21 protein-coding genes, 1 tRNA gene and 1 pseudogene are annotated in these 24,939 nt (G+C 35.7%); 16 read left to right on the plus strand and 7 right to left on the minus strand.

What is annotated here, in order from left to right:
- Positions 1–188: 188 nt before the first annotated feature.
- The 3 genes from IPK14_04705 to IPK14_04715 all read left to right on the plus strand — a co-directional run bounded on the left by IPK14_04705 (position 189) and on the right by IPK14_04715 (position 6,997).
- Positions 189–1,505 carry a hypothetical protein gene (locus IPK14_04705; protein ID MBK7992721.1) on the plus strand — a complete coding sequence of 439 codons (1,317 nt, stop codon included), beginning with the start codon at positions 189–191 and terminating at the stop codon, positions 1,503–1,505.
- A 105-nt stretch (positions 1,506–1,610) separates the two neighbouring features.
- Positions 1,611–5,738, plus strand: a complete 4,128-nt coding sequence (locus tag IPK14_04710; protein MBK7992722.1) for a VCBS repeat-containing protein — start codon at positions 1,611–1,613, stop codon at positions 5,736–5,738.
- A gap of 215 nt (positions 5,739–5,953) precedes the next feature.
- Entirely contained in the window at positions 5,954–6,997 is a 1,044-nt protein-coding gene (locus IPK14_04715) for a hypothetical protein (GenBank protein ID MBK7992723.1), read from the plus strand.
- A 63-nt stretch (positions 6,998–7,060) separates the two neighbouring features.
- Here IPK14_04715 and IPK14_04720 read toward each other — a convergent pair.
- Positions 7,061–7,132: transfer RNA gene (locus IPK14_04720), tRNA-Val, on the minus strand.
- Between the two features lie 261 nt (positions 7,133–7,393).
- Here IPK14_04720 and IPK14_04725 point away from each other — a divergent pair.
- The 6 genes from IPK14_04725 to IPK14_04750 all read left to right on the plus strand — a co-directional run bounded on the left by IPK14_04725 (position 7,394) and on the right by IPK14_04750 (position 12,989).
- Positions 7,394–8,344 (plus strand): MoxR family ATPase, encoded by a 951-nt coding sequence (locus IPK14_04725; protein MBK7992724.1) that lies wholly within the window; start codon positions 7,394–7,396, stop codon positions 8,342–8,344.
- A 23-nt stretch (positions 8,345–8,367) separates the two neighbouring features.
- Positions 8,368–9,723 carry a DUF58 domain-containing protein gene (locus tag IPK14_04730; protein ID MBK7992725.1) on the plus strand — a complete coding sequence of 452 codons (1,356 nt, stop codon included), beginning with the start codon at positions 8,368–8,370 and terminating at the stop codon, positions 9,721–9,723.
- A complete protein-coding gene (locus tag IPK14_04735) occupies positions 9,720–10,067 on the plus strand; it encodes a hypothetical protein (protein MBK7992726.1) in 348 nt (115 codons plus the stop codon). The genes IPK14_04730 and IPK14_04735 overlap by 4 nt, the downstream gene beginning before the upstream one ends.
- Positions 10,049–11,728 (plus strand): DUF3488 domain-containing protein, encoded by a 1,680-nt coding sequence (locus IPK14_04740; protein ID MBK7992727.1) that lies wholly within the window; start codon positions 10,049–10,051, stop codon positions 11,726–11,728. The genes IPK14_04735 and IPK14_04740 overlap by 19 nt, the downstream gene beginning before the upstream one ends.
- The gene (locus tag IPK14_04745) at positions 11,653–12,267 is read left to right on the plus strand and encodes a DUF4129 domain-containing protein (GenBank protein ID MBK7992728.1); all 615 of its coding nucleotides are present in this window, start codon (positions 11,653–11,655) and stop codon (positions 12,265–12,267) included. The genes IPK14_04740 and IPK14_04745 overlap by 76 nt, the downstream gene beginning before the upstream one ends.
- A gap of 83 nt (positions 12,268–12,350) precedes the next feature.
- Positions 12,351–12,989, plus strand: coding sequence for a hypothetical protein (locus IPK14_04750; protein ID MBK7992729.1), 639 nt, complete (start codon positions 12,351–12,353; stop codon positions 12,987–12,989).
- Here IPK14_04750 and IPK14_04755 read toward each other — a convergent pair whose 3' ends face one another.
- On the minus strand, positions 12,990–13,619 hold the full coding sequence (locus tag IPK14_04755; GenBank protein MBK7992730.1) for an NYN domain-containing protein: 630 nt from the start codon (positions 13,617–13,619) through the stop codon (positions 12,990–12,992).
- A 194-nt stretch (positions 13,620–13,813) separates the two neighbouring features.
- Between IPK14_04755 and IPK14_04760 the strand changes: the two genes are divergently transcribed.
- Positions 13,814–14,320, plus strand: coding sequence for a hypothetical protein (locus IPK14_04760; protein ID MBK7992731.1), 507 nt, complete (start codon positions 13,814–13,816; stop codon positions 14,318–14,320).
- A 4-nt stretch (positions 14,321–14,324) separates the two neighbouring features.
- Positions 14,325–15,215, plus strand: coding sequence for a VWA domain-containing protein (locus tag IPK14_04765; GenBank protein ID MBK7992732.1), 891 nt, complete (start codon positions 14,325–14,327; stop codon positions 15,213–15,215).
- Between the two features lie 9 nt (positions 15,216–15,224).
- On the opposite strand, the gene IPK14_04770 is transcribed toward IPK14_04765, so the two are convergent.
- Positions 15,225–15,734, minus strand: coding sequence for a hypothetical protein (locus IPK14_04770; protein ID MBK7992733.1), 510 nt, complete (start codon positions 15,732–15,734; stop codon positions 15,225–15,227).
- 154 nt (positions 15,735–15,888) lie between these two features.
- Here IPK14_04770 and IPK14_04775 point away from each other — a divergent pair, with 154 nt between their 5' ends.
- From IPK14_04775 to IPK14_04795, 5 genes are all read left to right on the plus strand, one after another.
- Positions 15,889–18,870 (plus strand): S8/S53 family peptidase, encoded by a 2,982-nt coding sequence (locus tag IPK14_04775; protein MBK7992734.1) that lies wholly within the window; start codon positions 15,889–15,891, stop codon positions 18,868–18,870.
- A 23-nt stretch (positions 18,871–18,893) separates the two neighbouring features.
- Positions 18,894–19,556 (plus strand): hypothetical protein, encoded by a 663-nt coding sequence (locus tag IPK14_04780; protein MBK7992735.1) that lies wholly within the window; start codon positions 18,894–18,896, stop codon positions 19,554–19,556.
- A 37-nt stretch (positions 19,557–19,593) separates the two neighbouring features.
- Positions 19,594–19,806 carry a hypothetical protein gene (locus IPK14_04785; GenBank protein MBK7992736.1) on the plus strand — a complete coding sequence of 71 codons (213 nt, stop codon included), beginning with the start codon at positions 19,594–19,596 and terminating at the stop codon, positions 19,804–19,806.
- A gap of 17 nt (positions 19,807–19,823) precedes the next feature.
- Positions 19,824–20,252, plus strand: coding sequence for a hypothetical protein (locus IPK14_04790; protein ID MBK7992737.1), 429 nt, complete (start codon positions 19,824–19,826; stop codon positions 20,250–20,252).
- A 62-nt stretch (positions 20,253–20,314) separates the two neighbouring features.
- A complete protein-coding gene (locus IPK14_04795) occupies positions 20,315–21,334 on the plus strand; it encodes an O-antigen ligase family protein (protein MBK7992738.1) in 1,020 nt (339 codons plus the stop codon).
- A 46-nt stretch (positions 21,335–21,380) separates the two neighbouring features.
- Here IPK14_04795 and IPK14_04800 read toward each other — a convergent pair whose 3' ends face one another.
- The 4 genes and pseudogenes from IPK14_04800 to IPK14_04815 all read right to left on the minus strand — a co-directional run bounded on the left by IPK14_04800 (position 21,381) and on the right by IPK14_04815 (position 24,937).
- Positions 21,381–22,058 carry a Uma2 family endonuclease gene (locus IPK14_04800; protein MBK7992739.1) on the minus strand — a complete coding sequence of 226 codons (678 nt, stop codon included), beginning with the start codon at positions 22,056–22,058 and terminating at the stop codon, positions 21,381–21,383.
- A 133-nt stretch (positions 22,059–22,191) separates the two neighbouring features.
- Positions 22,192–23,404: pseudogene (gene coaBC, locus IPK14_04805) on the minus strand (bifunctional phosphopantothenoylcysteine decarboxylase/phosphopantothenate--cysteine ligase CoaBC).
- A 23-nt stretch (positions 23,405–23,427) separates the two neighbouring features.
- Entirely contained in the window at positions 23,428–24,069 is a 642-nt protein-coding gene (gene gmk, locus IPK14_04810; protein MBK7992740.1) for a guanylate kinase, read from the minus strand.
- The gene (locus IPK14_04815; protein MBK7992741.1) at positions 24,059–24,937 is read right to left on the minus strand and encodes a YicC family protein; all 879 of its coding nucleotides are present in this window, start codon (positions 24,935–24,937) and stop codon (positions 24,059–24,061) included. The genes gmk and IPK14_04815 overlap by 11 nt, the downstream gene beginning before the upstream one ends.
- Between the last annotated feature and the right edge of the window lie 2 nt (positions 24,938–24,939).

Here is a 24,939-nt window from a genome sequence, read left to right on the forward strand (position 1 = left end):
TCCATATGTATAAATATCTTTTTTATTTGCAACAAAATAGCGATTTTCATGGAAAAAAAGATCTGTTTTCAATAGCTTTGGAATAGTAAATGCAATAGCCTTAATCAAACAAAACTTTAATCACAATCTAAACAAATCAAAAAAATCTCTTTATAACATTGGTAAAGTTCCACTATAGGGTTACTAAAATGAAAAAGCGTATTAGCCAATTAATAACATTAATAATCAGCTTAATCCTGATTAATTGTGTTATCTGGACTAATACTAATACAAATTCCGTTAGTGCTAGCAAAGTAGCTAATCAAGAGAGTATAACTAGTGCTAACACAACAGTTTCTATTCCAGGCGAACTTTCAGAAAAAAATAATGTTGTTTTTACAAGAGATGGTGGTAAAGGGCTAGTAGCTACATTCAAAGAGCAAGATGGTGCTACAGGTCATTCAGTCTATAGCTTTAATACCTTAACAGGTGAAGTTATTGATAGACTAGATACATTAAATTTTAGCCTTGTTACTCCAACAAAATTAACTATTAGCAACAATGATGTTTTGTTTATTAGTGCTTTATCTAATTTACCAGATGAAGTTGATTTTATTATTGTCCCTATTAACGCTGATGGCTCTTTTGCTAGAGATAGACAAGTTAATTTAGCTTTTAGAGTTCCTGTTACAGAAGATGAGCAAATTCTCCCAGATGAAATTAGTTTAAGTGCTGATGGAAGTTATGGAATTTACTCTAATAAAACAAACATATTTGTTTTTTCTACCACTTCAGGACAAATTATTAGCAGTAAGCAGATCGTTTTAGAAGGTGCTTTAGGGGAAAATAACCGTATTGAAAGTTTTACTTATGATCAACAAAATAGTCGGTTAGCCCTTATTCATCAACAAAATGGACAATACTTTATATTAGTATATACCCTAGCCTTAGATGGGCAGTTGCAATTTGAAAGGCGCATTCGCTTGCCAAAACGCGAGGTAATTGGATATGGTTCCAAACTAGCTTTTGATGAATTAGGAACTAAGGTCTATTTAGTTTCTTCAGATCTAGGTCAACTTTCTGCTTATGACATTGCTAGTGCGAATTTAGTTTTTAAGAAAACTATTCTAAATTTAGCAGAAAATGATAAAGATATAGCTAAAGAATTAGCCATATCTTTACAAGTAAATATACAAACAGGAAGACTTTTTATCCAAAAGCCAGGCCATATTCAAAAACCAGGTCATATTCAAAAACCAGGCCATATTGCGGTGGTAAATCTGAGTAATTTATCGGTTATTACTAATATAGAATTTAATCAAGCTTTAACAGGTGCCGCCTTTAATTCTGGTGGACAAAAAGTTTACGTGTTAGTTGATAATAAACTAGAGACATTCCTAGTTGACACTAATGAGAAAATAGAATCTCGTGAACTAACACAAAAGAGTTTAAATCTTTCGCTGTATGCACAAAGTGAAATGTTAGGTATTGCAGCAAGCAGCAGTGTACAGCTTATTTATCAGTGAATTAATTTCGTAATAAAAACAAACATTTAGCGGAGTAATTTGCGCATTATTAATAATGCGACAACAGGTTCACAATTTGTCTTTTAATTCTTCGAGGAGGAAACAATGAGAAAGGGCTTTACGCTACTTTTATTTGCAATCATGTTGATTGCTTCTGCTATTACCCCTATCTTAGCTCAAGACTTTGCTTTTGGGGGCGCTAATAGCAATAATAGAAATTCCATTATTCGTATTGTGCCAGGCTTAACCAACCTAGGCGTTACAGGTGCTGCTACTAACCTAACCTTAAATACACTTACAGGTGTTGGTAATGGTAGATTAGCAAATAACAGACTTGCTTCTACTTCTTTTAATGCTGTTGATGTAGGTATTGGTGATTTTGATGGCGATGGTATCAACGATATAATTACCGTTTCTGATGATACAAATATTTTTAACCTCAATTCACCACCAATTCCTTCCCCAGATGCTAACGTAGGAAGAATCACCTTATTTACAGGTGCTGGCGATGGTACATTTGGTTTACCAGCTAGCACATTAACCCGTGCAGTACCAAAGAGTCTTGCTGTTGCTGACGTAGACCTTGATGGTGTAGACGAAGTAGCAGTTGCAGACCTTACCGGTTATCAAATTTTCGATACTGGCAACTTGATAGTCACCGTTAGTGCTAGTACTCCAGGTAGTGTTGGTAGTGGTGGTACCGCTGTACCAGTATCTATCGCAATTGAGCGTATTGATGATGACGCAGTACCAGATGTCGTTGTTGCTAGCTCATTTTTAATCGCTGGCTTAGGTGGTTGTGTTGATACATTTGTAAGCACCAATGGTCTTACCATTGCTTCTTCCAGCATTTTTACACTAGGTGATGTTGCTGCTAACGTTCAACAATTTTTACCAGCTAACAGATGCGTTAATGCTTTCCAAAGCAATCTTCCTTTCCCAGCAGTTGGCGGTGCAGTTGATACAGATTTTGATATCGGTATTGCTACCACCTCTGGTTTAGAAATTTATGAAAATTTAGGTACAGACCCAGCTTTAGGTTTCCGCGGTTTTGACGGCGACTTAGCTAATGGTGGAGCTCAAACCCCATCATTCCTATTACCTGCTGGTGCTGCTCCAATCGCATTCTTCCCAGGCGATGTCAATGGTGACAACGTTCAAGACTTAAACGTACTTAACTTCGGTTCTGGTACAACCACCACTTATGTTGCTAATGCTGGTAATGTTGGTTATCAAACTGCACGTACTTCTGTAGCAGGTGCTAACCCAATATCTGGTACATTAGCTAACTTTGATGGCGATAACAATGCAGACCTTTTAGTTGCTGATATTTTTGGTGTTGTATTCTTACAAGGTAATGGCAATGGTTCTTTCACTAACTTAGGTGAAAACGTTGCTTCCTTCTTTGGCGCACCTCTAAATACCTGTGCAGTAGCTTCTGACGTTGTCAATTTACTTTTAGACGATGGTATTGAAGATATTGCTATTGCAGATGGTTTTGCTGGTGCTGGCGCACCTGGTGGTGTTATCTACCTAGATAGCCAAGGTGGTTTACCTAATGGATTTAATCCTGTTGGTTTAAGACTATTTACTGCTGTTTCTTTAGCTGCTGACTTTGATGGCACTGGTGGCTTAAATGACATCGCAGTAATGGAACAACGCTCAGGTACAGTATTTGTATTATTAAACCTTTCTGCTAATGCTAACCCAACCTTGGGATCCATTACATTAAGAGACATCTTTACAAATAGAGATATCCGTCCAACTGCTGCAACCTCTTTCGTTGATGCTTTAACAGGTCTCAATGATATTGCTATTACAGACGTTGCTACCCCACAAAATACCAATGGTGCTGGTCAAATCATTGTTGGCTTAAATGATGGTACAGGTAGATTCTCTAACCAAAATGGTTTATTCCGTCAATTCGTTGCTACCTCTGGTGCAACCAATATTCTCAGTGGTGACTTTAGAAACACTGGTAGAGCTACAGACTTAGTATATGTTGACTACCTCAACAACTTAGCCGCAGTCGCTCTCAATGATGGAACAAACTTCTTCTTAACTCCACAAATTCGTGAAACAGGCGGTTTTGTACCAGTTTCTGCTGCTATCGCTGACGTAAACGACGACGATAACATGGACGTAATGGTACTCAATAGCGGTGCTGCTCCAAACCAAACAGTTGGTAATCAATCAATCGTTTCTGTCCTATTAGGTCAAGGCGATGGCCGTTTAATCCCAACAGGTTCATTACTCAATGTACCAAATTCTGGTCTTTCAATTGTTGGTGGTTTAGCAGTATTAGATACCACTCCAATTCGTCGCGTTGTTGACTTCAACAATGACGGTTTCCCTGATTTCGCAGTTAACAGCACAAGAGGCGGTGCAGGCGTTTTAGGTGTTCCAGGCCAACCAGTTCCAACAGTTACATTACTCTTAAATCGTCCAGATGCTCCAGGCCAATTTGTTGTTCAACCTCCTATTTCCTTATTTGATGACACTGTTACTACCGGTGGAGGCAATGCCGTTAACGGTGCTAACATGGCTTTAGATTCAACCCAAGGTGGCCCAGGCTTAGTAACAGGTCGCGGTGGTAATGTTGGCCCTAATGGTGCTTTAGTCGGTTTAACAGCAGGTTTTGGCGGTGCAGGTGTTGGTGGTGCTAACTACACCCTATCAGTATCTGACTTCCAAGCAGATGGTTCTCCAGACTTAGTTGTCACTGGTTCATTTAACATATTACAAAACGTTGTTGGCCCAATTACTAACACTCAACCAGTCAACTATCGTTCAGCTATCTACTTAGTAGGTAATCAAACTGCTGGCACAATGCGTGTATCTCGTCCAATGCGTATTAGAGAATTTACTCTAAATACAGTTGGAACATTAACACCAAGAATTAATGGTGGCGATACATTTGTTGCTTGTACTACAGGTAACTTTGTTGGATTCAATAACTTAGTTCCAGATGTTGTCCACCTCTCAATCAATGGTGGTTTATATATCGATGGTAACATTACATCCGTACTCAACCATGCTCCTATTATTCGTATTAACCGTACTGATTTAGGTGCGCCAATGGGTCAAGGCCGTAAAGTTATCTTAACTTCTGGTCAAATGAGATCCATCCCAGTAACTGGTGCTGATGTTGACATCCCAGGTAACACATTAAGCTTTAGCTTAGTACCTCCTCCAAATGGTGAAGCTCCTCCATCCTTTGTACGTATTATGGACAATGGCAATAACACTGCTAACGTTGTAATCGATACACGTAACAACGGTGCAGGCGTAAACAACGGCCCAGGTCAATTAAGAGCACGCATTGCTGTACAAAGCACTGATGCTGGCACAAGCGGCCCAGGTGGACGTTTACCATTAATCGGACGTGATTACTTTACATTAGTTGTCAATCCAAACTCTGCTCCAACCATTGCTCCAATTGCTAATGTAAGCCTTGAAGCTGGTAGAACTCAAACCGTTAACCTACAAGTTAATGATAGAGAAGGCGATGCAGTAACCATAACCAGAAAATGCGACAAAGATAGCTTTGTTTCCGTCAGTGGAACAACATTATCTATCGCTCCAACAGATGCTGATGTAGGCACAAACACTTGTACCTTAACAGCTACCGATTCTATCGGTTTATTCTCAACCACTTCCTTTGTAGTTACAGTAAGAGCTCGTAACATTGCTCCAACAATCGCTAACATCGGCGACCAAACTGTAAGACAAGGTCAAGTCATCACTGTTAATGTAACAGCTAATGACACACCAGGTGATGCTTTAAGATTATCCATCACTTCACCTCTTGCTTTTGCAACACTTTCAGATAATGGCAACGGCACTGGCGTTATCCGCATTGCTCCAGCTTTAACTGATGCTCAAGGTGGACGTATTACTGTAAACGTAACTGACCAAGGTGGTTTAAGTGCTACTACATCCTTCAATGTTACCGTTCAAACAGCAGTACAAATCAATGGTGCAGCATTTGACACACGTGGCAAACAACTCTTTATCAATGGTACTGGCTTTGGTACATCAGGTGCTAGAGTAACAATCAATGGTCAAGATATAACTGCTCGCGTAAGTGGTCAATCTAATGAGTCAATCACAGCTAAAGGCAACAAGAAGAAATTAAACCTCAGAGCAGGCCCAAATCAAATTGTTATCACTGCTGGTGGTGTAACCTCTAACACCTTTGTATTGAATTTACTCCAAGGCGATGAAGATTAATCTGAATCTACCCTAGGTTTTACAAGCGAGAGCGAGCCATTCGGCTCGCTCTTGTTTTTAAGAATAAAATGTTTTAGCGTTATAATGTTTTGCTAGCTTGCAATGAGCTAACTTCATCTATAAAACTAAATAGTTGGTGTTAGTTGATTTTAAGCTTAAACAATTTATTAATATTTAGTTTTAAGCTTTTGTGGACATGTTTTTAGGAGGATTTAATGTCTAAGAAGTTTTCCTTGATTTTACTAACTTTACTTTTAATGACCGCTTTTATTGGTTGTAACAAAACTGCTAATAGCGATAACACAGCAAGTAATAGTACGGCAAATAATACGCCTGCAAATAATTCTGGAGTGACTGCAAATAATACAATAGAAGCAAATAATACAACTGATGCAACAGGGCAACCTGTTTTAGTTAATGCTCCAGCAGGAGCAAATGTTGTTTTGCCAAAGGATGTTCCAACTTTTCCAAAGGCTGCTGCTAAAGGAAAAAGAATTACAAATAAAATTACTATGTTTGATTTTCAAACCAAGTCAGATCCTAAAGAAGTAAATGACTTTTTTATAGAAAACTTAAAAAAAGAAGGCTGGCAACTCAGAATACAACAATCTAATAGTAAGGAAGGACTTTTTTTTACTAAACCAAAACGAAGTATAAAAGTTGTTGCTTATCCAAATGCTAAGGAAAAAGCTACAGATTTTACTATTCATGTTGTAGATATAAGTGATAATCCTATAGCCCAACAAATAGAAGTAGCAGATAAAGATGACAAAAAGACTCCTATTAATGTTGGTAACTTAAATGAAGCAATGAAAATGCCAGCAACATTGCCTAGTGATGTACCCTTCTATCCAGGGGCAACAAGAAAACCAACCGATAAACCGGGTCTTTGGTGGGAGTATAAAACTAAAGATAACGTTAAAAAAATTGCTGATTGGTATTCAGGAGAATTAAAAGCTAAAAATTGGGATGTACATTTAGATACTAGTGAATTAGGCGATAGTATGGTTATCTATACAAAAAATAATGAACAAGGCGATAAAATATATGTTGGTGTTCGTGTTAATGATATGAAACAAGCAGATGAACGATGGATAACATTAATTAACTATCCTTATAATACTGTAATACCAAAGGATATAAAACCAATTAGTGTGGTAGAAAAAGAACAAGCAGGAACATTAAAAGCAATTCAAGAAGCAACTAAAAAAGCTCAAGAGTTAAAGAAAAAGGCAGAAAAAGAAGCTAATAAAAAATAACTAGCTCTAATGTTTTATTAAATAAAATAGCCCAGTAATAATTTACTGGGCTATGGTTTTTTATGGGTACGGCTGGGCTTGAACCAGCGACTTCTACCGTGTGAGGATAGCACTCTACCACTGAGTTACGTACCCAAGAATTTTTAAAGTGCAAATAAAAAAGTAAGCTCCCAATTCTAGTAGAAATAACTTTTTTGCGTCAATAGCCAAAAACCCGATAACCTTACAATCCTACTTGTAAATGGGTCTATTTAGAATTTTTAATTTCCAAAAATTAAATTCTCCTTTTTGCTATAAACTTTCCTTTTGTCAAAATCTACACTTATGATAAATTGCACTCTACCATCTAAATAAAGGACACACTAGCCTTACTCTAAACGACTGGCAAAATAGAACATGGATCTTTCGACAGCTATCACTAAAACCAAACAATTACAAAAAACTATAGAAACAGTTATTCGCGGTAAATCGGAAGTTATTCGTCTAGCTATAATTGCTTTACTAGCAGGAGGGCATCTTTTAATAGAAGATGTTCCTGGTGTAGGTAAAACTACTTTAGCTCAAACAATGGCCCGTTCTTTTAATTGTACTTTTAACAGAGTACAGTTTACTAGTGATTTACTCCCATCAGATATTGTTGGCTTATCGGTTTATAATCAACGTGCAGATAACTTTGAATTTCGGCCAGGGCCAATTTTCGCCAATGTAATTTTAGCTGATGAAATCAATCGAACTACTCCTAAAACTCAAAGTAGTCTTTTAGAAGCAATGGCAGAAGGACATGTTACGATTGAAAATAAAACTTATCCCCTACCACGCCCCTTTATTGTTTTAGCTACTCAAAACCCTGTAGAACATCATGGCACCTACCCGCTGCCAGAATCACAATTAGACCGTTTTATGATGCGTATCAGTATGGGTTATCCAGAAATGTCAGAAGAAAAGCAAATCTTACGTAATCAAATGACCAGGCATCCAATAGAAAGTATTGAACCTATAATGCAGGCTTCTGATGTTGTAGAGTTACAAAAATTAGTTAGAGAAGTAAGAGTAGATGATTTAATTTTAGATTATCTTGTAAAATTAGTTGATGCTACTAGAAATAATGAGCTTTTAGAGCTAGGAGTAAGTCCTAGAGCTAGTTTAGCTTTACTTCATGCAGCACAATCTTGTGCTATTTTAGAAAAGCGAGATTATTGTATTCCTGATGATGTAAAAAATTTGCTAGTACCAGTTTTTTCTCATCGTGTTATTGTTAATGCTCGGTATGGATCAGCAAAAAAACATTCTGAAGAAGCAGAGTCAGTTCTCCAGGAAATATTAAAGACTGTTGAAGTACCAATTTAAGCCAAGAATAGTTTAGGTTTTATATGGATAGCAAAGCAATACAAGATTTTAAGCGGATTGCTAAAGAGTTTTTTATTACTACATTTTTATTAGGCTCTGCGCTAGTTTTAGCAGTAGTCTCTAATTCTTTACTACAAACAGGGGACTATCAATTAGTTGTTGGTACTACTATATTATCTTTGGTACTTGCTGGAATAGGTGGACTCTATAGCGTTCCAAAACTTTCGCGACGAGTAAATTTAGAGCTTTTTTCTTGGCGATTTTCCTATTCTGCTACTCCAGAAATGGCTTTTTTCTTTGTCCTTACCCTTATTGTCGGTTTTTCTGCTATTAATACAGGAAATAATTTACTTTATTTGGTTTTCTCTGTCTTAATTGCTGTAATAATAGCCTCTGGAATTATTTCTGAGGGCAGCTTACGTAAACTAGATGTTAGTCTTAGATTTCCAGAACATATTTTTGCTAATCAAGAAACTTTACTAGAACTCTCTTTAATTAATCGAAAAAAATTATTACCTTCTTTTTCTTTAACTGTTGGTGTAAATACAGGGGAAGAAGAAAAGAAAAACCTTTTTGTAAAAGTGCAAGAGCTATTTTTAGGGCCACAACAAGAAAAAGGTTTTGGTAAATTAGCTCACTATAGTATTTTACCTAATAACAGTAAAGTAAGCCAACGTATATCTTATACATTTAGGAAACGAGGAAATTATCAAATTACAGGTTTTATGATTAGCACTAAATTTCCTTTTGGCTTCTTGCGTAAAGTACAAGAAAAAGAAGCTGCTGGGGAAGTTATAGTTTATCCTGAACCACAACCGATTAGTAGTTTTGCTGCTAGTATTCCAGTTTTAACAGGATGGTTAGAAAGCTCTCAAAAAGGTAATAGCACAGATCTCTATAGAATGCGCCAATATGTTCCTAATGATAGTATGAGGTATATTGATTGGAAAGCGACAGCAAAAACACGTCGCCTTATGGTAAAAGAATCTACTACAGAAGATGAACGGCGTTTTAGTTTAGTGCTAGACGATCAACAAATAGATGATTTAGCAGACTTTCAAGAAAAATTTGAAAGAGCAGTAGTTTTAATAGCTTCTTTAGCGGATTATTTAACTAAACAAGGCTCAGAAGTTCGTTTGTTGACTCCTAAAGAACAAACAGACTTTGGTTTAGGTACAGAACACCTCTATAAAATATTTAGAATCTTAGCTTTAATACAACCACGTAGTCAAAATATTATAGATAATAAGCCAACTAAATCCATTAGTGAGTTTTTGGAAATGGATAAAAATGATTTTAAGATCATTGTTACACCTTTACCTTCATTAATGCCAACAAATAACATTAGAATTAAAGTTATTAGTTTAAGTAAGCTATGATAAAAAGTAATACACTAGAAAAATACTTTAAGATTTGTTCATATTTACTAATTACCCAAGGGTTTTTAACTTTATGTTTAACAGGTAATGTAGATTTTATTTCGATGGTGCTTTATAGTATAGCTTTAATACTTAGTTGGTATAGTGACAAAGCGGACTCAAAACTACAAATTAAACCTCAAACAGCTAATTGGTTAGCAATATCTTTCTTACCTTTTGTTTACATAGATTTTCGCTATATTAGTTCTTCTTATGTTGGGCCACTAATCCACTATAGTTTATTTATATCGATTTTTAATTTATTTAAGGTAAAAGCAGATCGTGATTGGGTCTTTTATATCTAATAGCTGTTTTTGAAATACTTTTAGCTGCTACTTTAACAATAGATATTACTTTCATTATTATGTTGTCTATATTTTTATTGTTAATATTGGCAACTTTAGAAGCTTTTGAAGTAAAACGCAGTCAAGGAGAAGTTTATAAACCTAAAGAAGAAAAGCTATTAAACCAAATAGGCAGAGCATTGCCTTTACGAAGAATTACTTATTTAGTTGGTGTGACATTTGCTATTGTATTATTAATTGGAATGATTACGGCTCCTGTTTTTTTGATGATTCCAAGACTTAATACTAATTTTATGGCACGTAGTTTTGGTGCTACCACAGTATCTATTACAGGGTTTTCTGATGTTGTAGAACTAGGTCAAGTAGGAGATATTAAGAAAAGTGAACAGGTAGTAATGAATGTACGTCTAAAGACAGATGCCACCAAATTAGCTAAATTACCAAAATGGCGAGGGGTAACTTTAAGTCAATATAATGGTCGTAGTTGGAGCGAACCGCGAAGAGAACAACGTAAAGCTTTACGTCCTATAGATGGACTTTACAAGGTAGATGAACCAAGTAAAAATCCTTTTCTTTTAGAGCAAACATTTTATCTTGAACCTCTTAGCACGCCTGTTGTTTTTGTTGCCCCTAGGCCCTTGACCGTTAATAACCAATTACCTTCTCTTTATAGTACTACTTCAGACACATTAACCACTGCCGACCATTCATATAAACAAATAGTTTATACAGCTTATTCTGATATTTCTTTGCCTCCTTTAACAGAACTAAAAAAAGATGCACAACCCTATAGCCAGGAAACAAAGGATCATTATTTACAAGTTCCTGATATGGATGAGCGAGTAGCTAAACTTGCTCAAGATGTTACTCAAGGTGCTACAACTCGTTTTGATAAAGCTAGAGCTATTGAACAGTATTTGAAAAAAAATTATAGCTATTCATTAGAGATGAAACGAACAGGTGAAGTTGATCCTTTAGTAGATTTTCTTTTTAACACTCAACAAGGACATTGTGAATATTTTGCTAGCGCAATGGTAATAATGCTTAGGCATATTGGGGTAGCAGCACGTATAGTAAATGGTTTTCAGACAGGGGAATATAACGAAGTAAATAATACTTTTACCATCCGGCAATCAGAGGCTCATTCTTGGGTAGAGGTTTATTTTCCTACTACAGATACTTGGATGGATTTTGATCCTACGCCATCAGCAGGCTTTAGCCAATATACTAATAATATTGCTAATAAGCTAAAAAAGTATTTTAGTGCTGTTAGAATGCTTTGGCTTGATTATGTTGTAACTTATGACTCAGAACGTCAAAGCTATCTATCAACTAGGGTTAGAGATACAGTATCATCTTATAAATCAAGTTTAGAGAGTTATATTTTTAATTTCCGACGATATTTATTAAATTCCTACAATAATTTTTCTACAGGTCAAATACCAGTAAAAAATTTAGCTATTATTAGTATTTTAGGCTCATTAACTATACTTACTTTTCTGACTTGGCAGTTTAGACAATTACTTAAAGGGTGGCAATTAGCACCAGGAAAACTTTTTCTAGTTGGTGGGCTAGACAGTTATTTTTGCCTTGGCTACGTTGGAGAACTAAAAACAATCCACAACAATCAGCCGTGTTATTTTACAATGAAATGTTGGTAGTTTTAGAAAAGAAAGGCTTTAAGAAACAAAAACATCAAACGCCTCTTGAATTTGCTACAAATACTAAGCTTTCAGAAGTTGCAGAGCTTACTAACTATTATAATAATGTTAGGTTTAGCAATATAAAACTTAATCAACAAGAAGAAAAACAAGTTCGTGAATTAATTAAAAAATTAGCTAAGAAAAAGACTGTTAACAAAATACCTGTTTCTAATCTAAAACGCTTAGGTTTAGCAACAAGTGCCGTTAGCCTTTTATTCTTACTAGGGGCAACAGTTTTTTATTTTTATAATGAAAGACATATGTCTGTAAGCTCTAGACTAGCAAAAAATCAAATACTTAGCTTTACTAATGAAAATTACAGATCCCCAAGGCTAGTTGAAAAAATTATTGGTCAAGTTAGACAACAACCAGGCAATGGAGCTTTGGATTTAGCAGAAGCTCTAGCTCCTGGTCAACCTGCTGAAGTTGCTCCAAAAGGTAAACTTCCTGGGATGACTACTTTGATCCAGCCTCACAACCTACAAAAGACGAATTAGCAAGGATATTTGAGCGTCCAGAAATAGCACTCATTGAAAAAGCTGCTACTTATAAAACTTTTGATATTAGTGAATTAACAAATTTGACACCACAACATAAAATTTTTGTTAATAATTTAGATCACCTAACTGTTATTGATAGAGTAGATGTACTACTTTGGAAGGCTTATGTACAGTTTCGAGAAGGAAAAACTAAAGAATGTGAAAGAACTTTTGCTCTAGTTATTTCTTTAGGTGATAACTTAAGGCAGGATTATTCTGTAAATAATGTTTCTTTAGGTTATAGGGTTCTTGCTCGAGGTTCTTTAGCAATAGCTAAATATAATCTTCTGTCTGATAATGAAGATCAAGCTAAAGAATGGTTTTCTATAATGAGAAGAAGTTATCAACGCCGTACTAGATTACAATACCTTGTTGGACAAATTCATTTAGCTGGTGGTAGTGATAGAAATTTAACAGAGCTTTTTGCTTTAGCAGTACAAAAAGATGAACCAGCACTTGCTCAACAAGCTACAGTTGCTATTGGGCAAGCTTGGTTAAATAATCCTAATCAAGTTATTTTGGGACTTTCAAAACAAAGAAAGTTATTTTTAATGGCTTTAACTGAAATTAAGAAAAAAGAAATTGTAAAAACAGCGAATAGTTGTTTAGAAACATCAACGAAGATGTCTTTTTTTGATAGATGGAAAGAGTTTCGTGAAAGATATAAGAAAAGATTTTAATTAATCAACAGGATCCTTAAAAATATGTTGTAAATCATCATGAAGTGGTTGAGTGGTTCTATCCCCAGGCCAGTCACGTCGTACAATGCTAAATTGTCCTGTAGTACTACTTAGAGAATATGGACGCTCGGTCTTACAAATTTCTGGAATTAAACTATCTAATTCTATAAAGCGATCAGCTACGTCAATTAATCTAGGTGAAGTATTGGAGCGAAAACCCGCAATTTCTACACGAACACCTTTATAAGCAACAGCATCAACAGCATAAGCAAAGTCTTCATCTCCACTAACTAAAATAGCTGTATCATATCTATCAGCTAAAGACAGCATATCTACAGCAATTTCCACATCTAAATTGGCTTTTTTAGTTCCATCTGGGAAGGTTTTTAATTCTTTTTCTACTACTCTATAACCATTTCTACGCATCCAGAGTAAAAAGCCTTGTTGACGCTCTGCGTTTTGGTCTACACCTGTGTAGAAAAAAGCTCTTAATAAAGTGTCTTGTCCTCTAAGTACATCAAGGAGTTTTGCATAATCAATTTCTACTCCAACCGACCTAGCAGCATGAAAAAGGTTATTACCATCAATAAATATGACCAAGCGGCCTCTAAGTGCTGTTTTATAAACCATTTTTATAGTGACCTATTATAATAATTTAAAATAAAATCTTTAATTTCAGCTATTGTAATACTTTGAAAATAGCCACGTCAAAGCAAAAGAACCAATCTTAAATATAAATAAATTTTTTAGTTTCTACTACATGGCCTTTTTTAACCAAAAATGCTAAACTATAGCTACATTTATTTCTATATTAAGGAAAAGATATGTATAAAGTTATCTTAATCTTACTTTTTCTTATTTTTCCAGCTATTGTTTTTGCGCAAGAACCATCACCACCATCACCTATAAGTGAGCCTGAGCAAAGACCTGTTTTTTCTATCGGTGAAACTATTTCTCGCAGCCGTATTGCTATTGCCGAAAAAGAACATAAAGAAATGATTAGTGCTAGTAGCGAAATGAATCATTTAGCTAGATCCTTATTAAGAATATCCCAAACCCAATGCCAATTTACTATTGATGATAAAAAGAAAATAGAAAAAATAGAAAAATTAGCTAAAAAAGTACGTTCTGAACAAGGTGGAGGTGGAAATAAATTAGAAACTAAACCAGAAAATGTTTATATTGCTCTAGAACGCTTACATAAAGCTACTCAAATAATAGAAAAAGAAAGCCGTAAAGTAAACCGTCATAGTGTTTCTTTAGTCTTGATTGAACAAGTAAACGAAGTTTTAGGATTAACTAAAGAAATAAAAAAAATGAATGATAACTAACTTTATGCTAAAAACTGTTGTCACTACCCTATTACTATTATTAAGTCTTACAACTAATAGCACTTCTTATCTTATTCAAAATCCAGAAGATAATATAATTAAAATAGAAACAGGTTTAGTAGTTATTAATGCTACCGTGACTGATAATAATGGACGTTTTGTAGCTAATCTAAAAGCTAATGATTTTCTTTTAACCGAAGACGGCCAAAGCCGTCAAATTGCCCATTTTAGCGCAGAAGAAACCCCCTTTGCAGCCGCAATTTTAATTGATGCAAGCTCAAGTATGAGAAATAAATTAAGCCGTGCCAAAGTTGCCGCAGCACAATTTATGGAAAATATGCGCCCCAGTGATTCAACCGCCGTTTATGGCTTTAACTATAAGGTTTATAATTTGCAAGAGTTTACTAATGTTAAAGATATTAGCCCTGATATTTGGGAAATAGAATCTGATGGGACAACCTCACTCTATGATGCAATGTATAAGTCTTTGGAAGATCTAAATAAGCGTGGCGAAATACGTCGCGCAGTAATAATTATTTCTGATGGGGGAGATAGCTCTAGTAAACATACTGAAAAACAAGCTTTGGAATTAGCTGCTAAATCTTCTACTAGCATTTATACTATAGATATTACTGATTTAGAGGATAGTAGAGATTCTAGTAAAATGATAGCTAGTGGTCTTCTAAAAAATTTTGCAGAAAAAACTGGCGGACAATATATTAAAACCCAAGGAGGTAAACAATTGACAGAAAAGCTCTTAGAAGTATCTAAAGAACTTCGTTCCCAATATACTTTAGCCTTTTATCCTGAAAACCTCCAAAAAAGTAAAAATCATAAACTTGCCCTAAAAGTTAATCGCCCAAATATTCAGGTTCGTTCCCGCCAAAGTTATTAACTTAAACTATTAAAAAATTCTTGGTTGGCTTATGCTAATTTCCCTAGCTAAAACCTCTCGTTGATAAACTAAAATTGCCAATGATTTACGAGAGCGTGCAGACTCCTTTAATTTACTTCCCATTAGTAAAATCATTGTAGTGCAAATAGTCCCACAAAAAACAGCAATTACTAACCGGTTAATTAGTAACCCTGACAAAGTAAAAAAGAAAAACATAAATGCTACTACAAAGCTAGATGATGCAGAGCTACGACGTTGTTTGACTTTGCGGTCAATTTCATAAATTTGTTGATCTAATATTTTTAATTGTTCACGTAAACTAAGTGGTTCTTTACTTACATCCGATAAATTTGTAACAATAGAAACAGGAGCATCTTTTAGCCATTTTAAGCTAACAATATCATCATAGATTTCTACTAAGAAATGATTATGGCATTGTGGGCAACAAACACGAGCAAGTTGTTCTGGAAATTCTAGGTCAGCACCACAATTGCTACAGTTATGTTTGATTAAACTCATGGCTTTTTCGCAATATACACCATACAAAGAAAGAATAACAAATGTTAAATGTCTGGACTCGCTTTACAAAAGTCAGTTATCATAATTTGCTAAATCAAACTAATTAACTGGCTAAAAGTCTTGCTTGTAAAACAAAAATACAGGAGTAAAAAAAATGTTACGTTGCAATAATCAACAAATTATGTTGAGACATCATTTATTATTAGTTAGCGTGATTTTACTAATTACTTGGCTTTGTTTGCCTGAAAAAATAACTGTTTCTGCAAGCCAAGAGCTAAAGAGCAAAGTAACTTTATCTCAGCAAATTCGGCCAGAAGTAAACTCTGCTAGCCTTATAGCTCCTGTAGAAGAAAATACTTCCATGCAGCTTACTTTAGCACTAAATTTACGTAATCCATTAGATTTAGATAAATTTCTTGCAGAGTTACATGACACAAAATCCCCTAATTATCAACGTTGGATTAGTCCAAATGAGTTTGGAGAGCGTTTTGGAGTTGATAAAACAGAATATCAAGCAATGGTTAGTTGGCTAGAGTCAGAAGGCTTTATAGTTGATCGCACTTGGCCCAACCGTTTAGCAATAAATTTCAGTGGAACTGTTGCGAAAATAGAAAAAACCTTTCAATTACAAATAAATCGTTATCAATATAGCGAGCGACAATATTTTGCTAATAATAAAGCTCCTCAAATTCCAGCGCGTTTTGCTAGCAATGTGTTAACTGTGCTTGGGCTAGAAAACTTTTCTGAGCCAGAACCCTTACATAAAAAGTTAGCAAATATAGATAAATCTAACTCTAGCAAAGACTCAGCACTTACTTTTAATGGTCGGACGGCCTTAGCTCCAAAAGATTTTCAAATTGCTTATAACACTGCCCCTTTGATTGCTGAAGGCATAGATGGGACAGGACAAGCAATTGCTATTGCTGCTCGTTCAGACTTTAATGTTAGCGATGTGCAAAAATTTCGTTCAGACTTTGGTTTAACAGCAAATGACCCTAAGAAAGTTTTTCCATTTGGCCCGGTTGCTAATCGGGGAGGAATTGAAGAAACGGAGGTTTTGCTAGATGTACAACTTTCCGGGGCAGCGGCTCCTAAAGCCAATGTTCAAGCTATCATCGCGCCAATGATCTCGCAGTCATTGCAGGCTATTTATAATGATTTTTCCAGCATTCCTATTGTTAGTTTAAGTTTTGGATTGTGTGAACAACGCTTGATGCTGGAGAGTACAATGTTTTTTAACTCGCTTTATGCTCAAGGTGTGGCGCAGGGTCAAACAACTTTTGTTGCTTCTGGTGATGATGGGGCAAATGATTGTAGGGATGGGCGTTTAGCTGTAAATGGACTAGCATCTTCTCCTAATGTTGTAGCTGTCGGTGGAACTAGGCTAGATGCAAGGTTTGATACAAATGGTAATGCTACGGCTTATGGTGGCGAAGTAGTTTGGAATACAGGACGAGGTAGCGGAGGTGGTCTTAGTACGGTTTTTGATAAACCTGCTTATCAAGTTGGGCCCGGTGTTGCAAATAGCACTAAACGAAATGTTCCAGATGTTGCTCTTATGGCTGATCCAATTGGCCCAGGCTATTTTATTGTTCAAAGTGGAATTACTACTACTATTGGAGGGACAAGTGCCTCTGCTCCTTCTTGGGCAGGAATTTTAGCTTTGGTACAACAACGTAATCAAAATATTAGATTAGGAAATGCAAATTTCCGTATTTATGCCCTAGGTTCTAATCAAGCCGCAGGTGGGCCAAAAGTCTTTAATGATGTAACTGTTGGAAATAATAGTGTTGCTAATGTGATGGGTTTTAATGCTCAAACTAATTATGATTTAGCTACGGGTTGGGGATCGGTTAATGCTTCAGAATTAGCACGTAATTTATTTACTCAGCAAAATCCTTTTCAAACCGTTCGTAACTTGCAAGCTACTGCTCAAGGTACAGATAAAGTTATGCTTAACTGGCAGGTGCCTGCTAATTTTGCAACTTCATCTAAGTTTGCTAAACCTGTTCTGGATTTAGCAAAACTAGAACAGAGCGAAAAAGATCAATATTTGCTAGACCCAGAAACTAATGAGTTAAAAGCTTATCGTTTTGGTATTGTTAGGTCTGGAAATAATGAACCTAATGAAAATAGACAAGTTAATGAACCTAATCCACTGGCTAGTGGGCAGGCTCCTAGAATTTCACAATTAATTGTAGACTTAAAAGGAAAAAATAAAGCTAAAGCAGATTTTACAGTTACTGACCCTGACGGTGATCTTGGAAGGCAAAGTGGAGTATCTATTATTTTGTTAGATAAAGATGTTAGAGGTGTCACCACGCCTCGAAACGGAAATTTACTTTTATTTGGCGATAGAGCAATATTTTCTAAACCTTTGGATTTTACAGGTAAAGAAACAGGTAATTTTCCATTTACCTTAAAGGGTGTAAGAGGTTTTCCATCTGCTGCAATTTGGGCTAGTAGTATTAGAGACGATGCTGGAATACTAAACCTTGCTCCGGCTGTAACTGGTATCAATGGTCGTGTTGCTGGTGATGGCACAACACCTATGATTATGAATGCTAATGCAGCAATTTTTAATAATGAAGATAGCGTAGGTGTTAACTTAGATGGAATTGACGATGATGCTAACACGGCAGGGATGACACTTGGGTTTTTGGATGCTAATGGAAAAGTAGTTTTTGCTTTAGGCATTGTCGGAGATGGTGGACTACAAAACTTCTCTCCATTTTCACTTGAGCTAGTAAGAAATCCTGTAAGAGGACAAGCACGGTTCAATGTTAATTTTTCTATTTCTGGTGTGACTCAAGCGGTACGTGCTGGAACATTAAAGGCTGTTTCTGTTAGTCTAGTAGATAGCAATGGTAATCAAAGTGCAGTAAGAGTAATTCCTTTGGATGGAGTTGCTTCAACAAATAACTTATTGCGCTATAATATCTATCGATCCCAAACAACACCAGTGCTACTTGCTCCAACAAATTTAATTGGGATTGTACCAGCAACAAATACAACATTTACTGATAGTGTTTCTATTACCCAAAAAACTACATTTAATTATGTAGTTACTGCCGTCTATGAGAATGGAGAAAGCCCTGCTTCTAATGAGGTGATTGTTACCATAGACAAACCTTAAAAGCTTATTGATCTAGGACAATTATGGAAAGCCAATCAGGAATTATCATTAACCAGTTAGTGGCAGAGGGACGTTGCGCTCTAGACACTCCTTTATCTGAAACAGAAGTGGAGAGTTTTGATAAATTTTATCGTGGCTTTCTTAATAAAAAATTAGAAGATAAATTATCTTTATTAAAAAGCATGCTGTTGATGAGACGTGGAGATTTACGTCATTATGTACAATATGCCACCTTGTTTCAAAAGCGTTATGAAAGCCTAATTCCCCTTAAACAACGTGATTTGTTGCTTAGTTTTCCTTCTGTAACTAAAGAGATTTATAACTTGATTTTTTCCTGTGTAGAAACCTATGGTGATGCTGGCAGAACTGTAGTTGATTTAACTAAAGAACAAGTTAGAGATCATTTAGACCGGACAGAAATGTTTCGTATTGACATAGACTCCCTACTTACTTCTGCTAGTGCCATTGTTCCAGAAAGCAAAGAAATGCTAGAAGAATATTTGTCTAATAAAGAAGCAACAGAAAAATCTTTTAAGTTTTGTATTGTAATCATAGCTGATCATCCTATGATTAGCGTATTACCACACACAGAAAATAACAATACTCTAGCACTTGCTAAGGTAAGAGAATATTTAGAAAAAGTTTTGGTGAACGTTTTGAGGAAAATTTGGTTGAATTTTTTGTAGTAGGAGGTGGATATATTCGGTTGGAAGCGGAAAAGTAATGATTGGTGGGCGAAGCAATATTTTTGACCCTTTATTTGCAGATATTGCTAAACCTATGTCAGATCTTTATTCTGGCCGGTTTCTTACCTTAAAGTATCAATTAGCTGAACAAATCTTGCGCCTAGAATTTCCTGACACAGATTTTCTTATTAGATCCGCAACTACTGGTAAATCCACTACTACTTTAAGCCCTGTAGCAAGACCAAGTTAAAGGATGTTTTATATAAATTGACCAGTAGTTTCCGACTTAACCTAGCAGAAAAATTTGAAAAACTCTCAACCTTTTGCCTCTACGCTTGTGCTTTAGCCGCACCTCATTCTATTGCAGGTTCTCAAGGTAGCTTTTTAGCTGCTGCGCTGTTTTGGCTTATAAGCTGTGCTGCAAAAAAACAATTTACTCTTAAAGCTACCCCGCTAGATTTACCCTTACTAGGCTTATTTGCTTGGGCCGCGCTTTCAGCCTGTTTTTCTTATGAAAGATTAACTAGTTTTAGTGGCTTAAAACAACTAGCTTTTTTTAGTCTTTTTTATTTTGTTGCTGTTCGTGCTTGTGATGGTCAAAGAGCTAGACGTTTAGCTTTAGTTTTAATTATGTCTTGCTCTGTAAATGTTGGCTATTCAATATACTTAAAAGCCAAAGGACAAGGGCTAAAATAGATAAAATACATCCTCATAGCTTACTTAATCGTAGAACTAACATTATTTTTGTTGAAGGTGATGTGCTGCTTAAGGCTGATGGAGTTCCTATAACTTCCTTGCAAGTCTTTTCTGATGTGATAGATAAAGGCGATCCTGACACTATGGTAAAAGTCGAGTTTCGCCATAATGAAATGCTACTTGTTGGAGATGTTTTAAGACGAAGGTTTCAAAAGTCTACAGAGCTAAAAGGGGTTGAACGATTAGGAATAGATGTTTCTCCTGGTCGGGATTTTCGCGCACAAGGCTTTTATAACCATTATTCTACTTATGCAGAAGCCTTGCAGTTAATTACTTCATTGCTATTTGGCTTTTTGCTAGCTTGCCCTAAACGTGGATCAAACTGGGTACTTATTGGACTTGGGCTACTTGCCATTGCTTTTACAGCAACATTGATTTTTACAGCAACTAGAGGCCCTTTAGCAGGTCTAGGGCTATCTGCTTTAGCAATTACTTTGTTTTCTCAAGGTAATCGTCGGCTAATTTTAATTGCAATGCTGCTAATTGCTCTACCTGTAGGAGTTTATGCTATTGCTAAATGGCGTGGTGTAGGACTATTTGATCTAAAAGATGGTAGCACAACTTGGAGGCTTGAAATTTGGCAAGAAGGCGTTAAGCTAGTCAAAAAACACCCTATTTTAGGAATTGGAAAAGGCAGCGAGCGTAAACATTGGCGGGAGTGGGGAATGTTTCGTAATGGAGAACTACCGCCTGGACATTTTCATTCTACTTATTTGCAATTAACTGTTTGGTGGGGTATTCCTGCCTTGCTGCTTTATCTAGGTGTTATTGGGCAAGCTCTACGTACATTTAGCAGATTTTTATTAAGTGTTAAAGCTAGCGCGTTACATTGGCAACAGCGAGCCATTATTTTAGGGGCTTTAGGCGGTTTAGTTGGTTTTAGTGTCAGTGCTTTAGTGCATTTTAATTTTGGAGATGGTGAAGTAGTAATTGTTTTTTGGCTAATACTTGGTTTAGCAATGGCAGAAATTTTATCGATAAAAGATAAAGAATTGGCTAATACTAGTCAAACTACGCAATAGGAATAGCCTAGCTTAAGAATTGTTAAACTAGGCTATTAAAAAAATCTTAAATATTTGGATCTATTCCCAAAGCACGAAGCTTAGCTCTAAGTTGTTCAGCACGAAGACGTTCTTGTTCAAGGTGCTGTTCAGCAAGTAAGCGTTGTTGGCGTTCTCGCTCTATTTGAGCATTGGCTTGTTGTATTTGAGCATTAGCTTGTGATTCAGCTAATAAAATGTCTTCATAGCGTTGGTTAAGCTCCAAAAAAGACAAAAACCTTTGACCATCAGCATGATAGAGCGTTAGTTCTTGGTCTGATTGTTCAAAACGGATACCTAAAAGGGGACTAGTCCAATTTGACATAGGGACAATATCAACTAATTGTTCTCCTAGCCTTTGCCAACCTCGCAATGTATTGCGCTGAGGATAATAAAGATAATATTCTTGGACGTTATATTTTTGATAAAAAAGTAGTTTTTCGGCCATCTCCTTTTTAGTGTTACTTGGAGAAAGAATTTCAAAAACGACTTGAGGGGCAATATTTCCTTCTTCCCATTGTTTGTAAGAGCCTCGATGACCTTTGGGACGGCCAAACATTACCATCACATCAGGAGCAGCAGAAATTTTTGGCTCTCCCTCTACAGGATACCAAAGTAAATCTGCTGCAACAAAACAAGGTAGTATTTTATCTAAATTTTCTTGAATAACTGTAATCCAATAATATTGCAAAGTATTGTCACACATCGGTTTGCCGTCGCTTTCTGGATAAACTATTTTGTCTTTAGTTTTTTGTTTGCTCACGGTTTTTAACTCCTTTACTTTTTTCTTAAAAAGATTACAGTGTTTAAATGCAAAATTTGGCTAATTCTGGTCAAAATTAACTAAGATTTTTTAGTCTAACAGCAGCATCCAAAATATAATCGGCTACTTCGCGTTTAGGCATTAGCGGAAGTTCTACTTTATTGCTATCGCGGTCAATCATTGTTACTCGGTTGCTATCGCTATCAAAACCTGCATCTAAGGCATTAACATCGTTAGCTATAATTAAATCCAGATTTTTTCTTTCTAGTTTATCTTGAGCATATTCAATTAAGTTTTGTGTTTCGGCTGCAAATCCAATTAAGACTTGACTAGTTTTTCTTTCTCCAAGAGCAGCTAAAATATCTTGAGTTCGCTCAAGTTCGATAGACATTTCAGACGAAGTTTTTTTGATTTTTTGATTAGATATTACTAGTGGTCGATAATCACAGACAGCAGCAGATTTAATAACTATTGTTGCATTGTCAAAATTATCTAAAACAGCCCTATACATTTCTTCGGTAGTAGAAACCTTAATTAAATTAGCTTGATCTGGAGGGGCGATTGATACAGGCCCGCTAACAAGTGTAACTTTTAGCACCTCGTTCTATTGCTGCTTGAGCAATAGCGTAACCCATTTTTCCCGATGATCGATTGGAAATAAATCTAACAGGGTCAATATATTCTCTAGTTGGCCCGGCTGTAATCAATATATGTTCATTAATCAAATCTGTTTTAACAACAGAGGTTTTAGCTTTATTTTCTTGGATTATTTGCACGGCTTTTTGAGCTATTTCTAGCGGATCTGCCAAACGTCCTTCGCCTTTCATTCCACAAGCTAAATAGCCTGCTTCAGGATTAATAAATTTCGCTCCTCGATCACTTAAAATTTTAATATTTTCTTGTGTTGCAGGATGTCGCCACATTTCAACATTCATTGCAGGCGCAATTAATGTTGGTGCAGGAGTTGAAAGATAAAGTGTTGTAAGAAAATCATCTGCAATTCCATGAGCTAATTTAGCAATAATATTTGCCGTTGCAGGTGCAATTACAAGTAAATCAATAGCTTGTGCTAAAGAAATATGATAGATATCGCTGCGTTCTGTCGAAGCAAACATATCTGTTATAACAGGATGTGTGGATAATGCTTGAAAAGTAAGCGGTTGGATAAATTCTTGAGCATGTTTAGTCATTACTACTTCAATATCTACACTTAATTCTTGTAAATGGCGTAGTACTAAAACAGCCTTGTATGCACCGATACAAGCACTTACACCTAATGCTATTTTCATAAAACCCCTCTTTTTAGTTTAATTTATGATAAAGGAAAGCTTGTGAGGATATGTTTAAGTTTATTACTCATACGATTGGGCCGAAGCCTTTCGGCTTGCGCTACTGAAACTAAAGCAGTTGTTGCAGAATCCAAATCATCATTGATAATTACATAATCAAATTTGTCATAACAGGCAACTTCTTTAGTTGCAGCTTTTAAGCGGTGTTCAATGACTGATTTGCTATCCAAATCACGACTATATAAACGTTCTGAGAGTGCAGAAAATGAAGGGGGCATAATAAATATTAATACTGCTTCAGGCATTGCTAACTTTATTTGTTCCGCTCCCTGTACATCAATATCTAAAATTACATCATAGCCTTGCAAAAGTATTTCTGTAACATTTTTTTTATGTGTACCGTAATAGTTACTGTGTACTTTTGCCCATTCCAAAAATTGATTTTCGTCTTTCATTTTTTCAAATTCAGGGATACTAACAAAAAAATAGTCTCGTCCATGCTCTTCTCCTGAACGAGGTGGTCTAGTTGTATAAGAAATAGAAAAAGCTATTTCTGAAATACTTGTACGTAGTCGTTTTACAAGGGTGGACTTACCAGCACCAGAGGGGGCAGTTATTACTAGTAAATTACCTAATCTTCTAAAATTATTAATATCATTCGACATTTTGCACTTGCTCTCTTAATTTTTCTATTTCGGTTTTTATTTCAATTGCCATTTTTGAGATATTTAACTCACCAGATTTAGCTAAAATAGTATTAGCTTCCCGGTTCATTTCTTGCAAGATAAAATCAAATTTTTTTCCTGCTTCTTCAACAGTTGTTAAAAGTTCTTTAAATTGTAAAACATGGCTTTTTAACCTGGCAATTTCTTCTGTTATGTCACTACGTTCAGCTAAATAAGCAACTTCTTGGCTAAAGCGTCCTTGATCAAGTTGGATACTGTTGGGGAGGATTTCTTGCATCCTTTTTTGCAATCGTTCTCGGTAAAACTCAGTTAGTTGACCAGCATTGTTTTCAATCTCAGGAATAGATGCTTCTATTTTTTCTAGTCGGCTCATTAGTTCCAATTCTAATTCTTTTCCCTCAACTAAACGCATGGCAGTTAATTTTTCTAAAGCTTGGTCTACAACTGTAGTTAGATGATTATTTAGATCTTGGTCAAGATTAGCTGATGTTGTAGTTAATTGGATAGCATTGGGGAGTTTTGCTAGTAACCCTAAATCAAAGCTAGTGTCTAAATCTAGTTGCATCTGAATTTGTTGTAGAGCCTTAAAATAACCTTTTATTAAAGGTAGATTTATTTCATAACTTGATTCTGCTGTTTGAGTTAGCGTTATAATTAAATCTACACGTCCACGCTTAAGAAAGCTTTGTACACGCTTTTTTAGAGCTATTTCCATTGTAGATAGCTCACTTGGCATTTTAATATGAATATCTAAAAATCGGTTATTAACGGTTTTAACGTCAGCAGTAATACGATATTTTTCATTTTCTAAAACTGCTTGACCAAATCCGGTCATGCTTTTAAGCATAA

Source organism: Blastocatellia bacterium (assembly GCA_016713405.1).
Lineage (GTDB): Bacteria > Acidobacteriota > Blastocatellia > Chloracidobacteriales > JADJPF01 > JADJPF01.

What these genes read in the sequence shown, in the direction of transcription:
- IPK14_04705 (MBK7992721.1), top strand. Translation starts at nt 189, where the DNA reads ATGAAAAAGCGTATTAGCCAATTAATAACATTAATAATCAGCTTAATC.
- IPK14_04785 (MBK7992736.1), top strand. Translation starts at nt 19,594, where the DNA reads ATGATTGGTGGGCGAAGCAATATTTTTGACCCTTTATTTGCAGATATT.
- IPK14_04770 (MBK7992733.1), bottom strand. Translation starts at nt 15,734, where the DNA reads ATGAGTTTAATCAAACATAACTGTAGCAATTGTGGTGCTGACCTAGAA.
- IPK14_04730 (MBK7992725.1), top strand. Translation starts at nt 8,368, where the DNA reads ATGGATAGCAAAGCAATACAAGATTTTAAGCGGATTGCTAAAGAGTTT.
- IPK14_04755 (MBK7992730.1), bottom strand. Translation starts at nt 13,619, where the DNA reads ATGGTTTATAAAACAGCACTTAGAGGCCGCTTGGTCATATTTATTGAT.
- IPK14_04710 (MBK7992722.1), top strand. Translation starts at nt 1,611, where the DNA reads ATGAGAAAGGGCTTTACGCTACTTTTATTTGCAATCATGTTGATTGCT.
- IPK14_04725 (MBK7992724.1), top strand. Translation starts at nt 7,394, where the DNA reads ATGGATCTTTCGACAGCTATCACTAAAACCAAACAATTACAAAAAACT.
- IPK14_04760 (MBK7992731.1), top strand. Translation starts at nt 13,814, where the DNA reads ATGTATAAAGTTATCTTAATCTTACTTTTTCTTATTTTTCCAGCTATT.
- IPK14_04800 (MBK7992739.1), bottom strand. Translation starts at nt 22,058, where the DNA reads ATGTGTGACAATACTTTGCAATATTATTGGATTACAGTTATTCAAGAA.
- IPK14_04765 (MBK7992732.1), top strand. Translation starts at nt 14,325, where the DNA reads ATGCTAAAAACTGTTGTCACTACCCTATTACTATTATTAAGTCTTACA.
- IPK14_04815 (MBK7992741.1), bottom strand. Translation starts at nt 24,937, where the DNA reads ATGCTTAAAAGCATGACCGGATTTGGTCAAGCAGTTTTAGAAAATGAA.
- IPK14_04775 (MBK7992734.1), top strand. Translation starts at nt 15,889, where the DNA reads ATGTTACGTTGCAATAATCAACAAATTATGTTGAGACATCATTTATTA.
- gmk (MBK7992740.1), bottom strand. Translation starts at nt 24,069, where the DNA reads ATGTCGAATGATATTAATAATTTTAGAAGATTAGGTAATTTACTAGTA.
- IPK14_04715 (MBK7992723.1), top strand. Translation starts at nt 5,954, where the DNA reads ATGTCTAAGAAGTTTTCCTTGATTTTACTAACTTTACTTTTAATGACC.
- IPK14_04735 (MBK7992726.1), top strand. Translation starts at nt 9,720, where the DNA reads ATGATAAAAAGTAATACACTAGAAAAATACTTTAAGATTTGTTCATAT.
- IPK14_04780 (MBK7992735.1), top strand. Translation starts at nt 18,894, where the DNA reads ATGGAAAGCCAATCAGGAATTATCATTAACCAGTTAGTGGCAGAGGGA.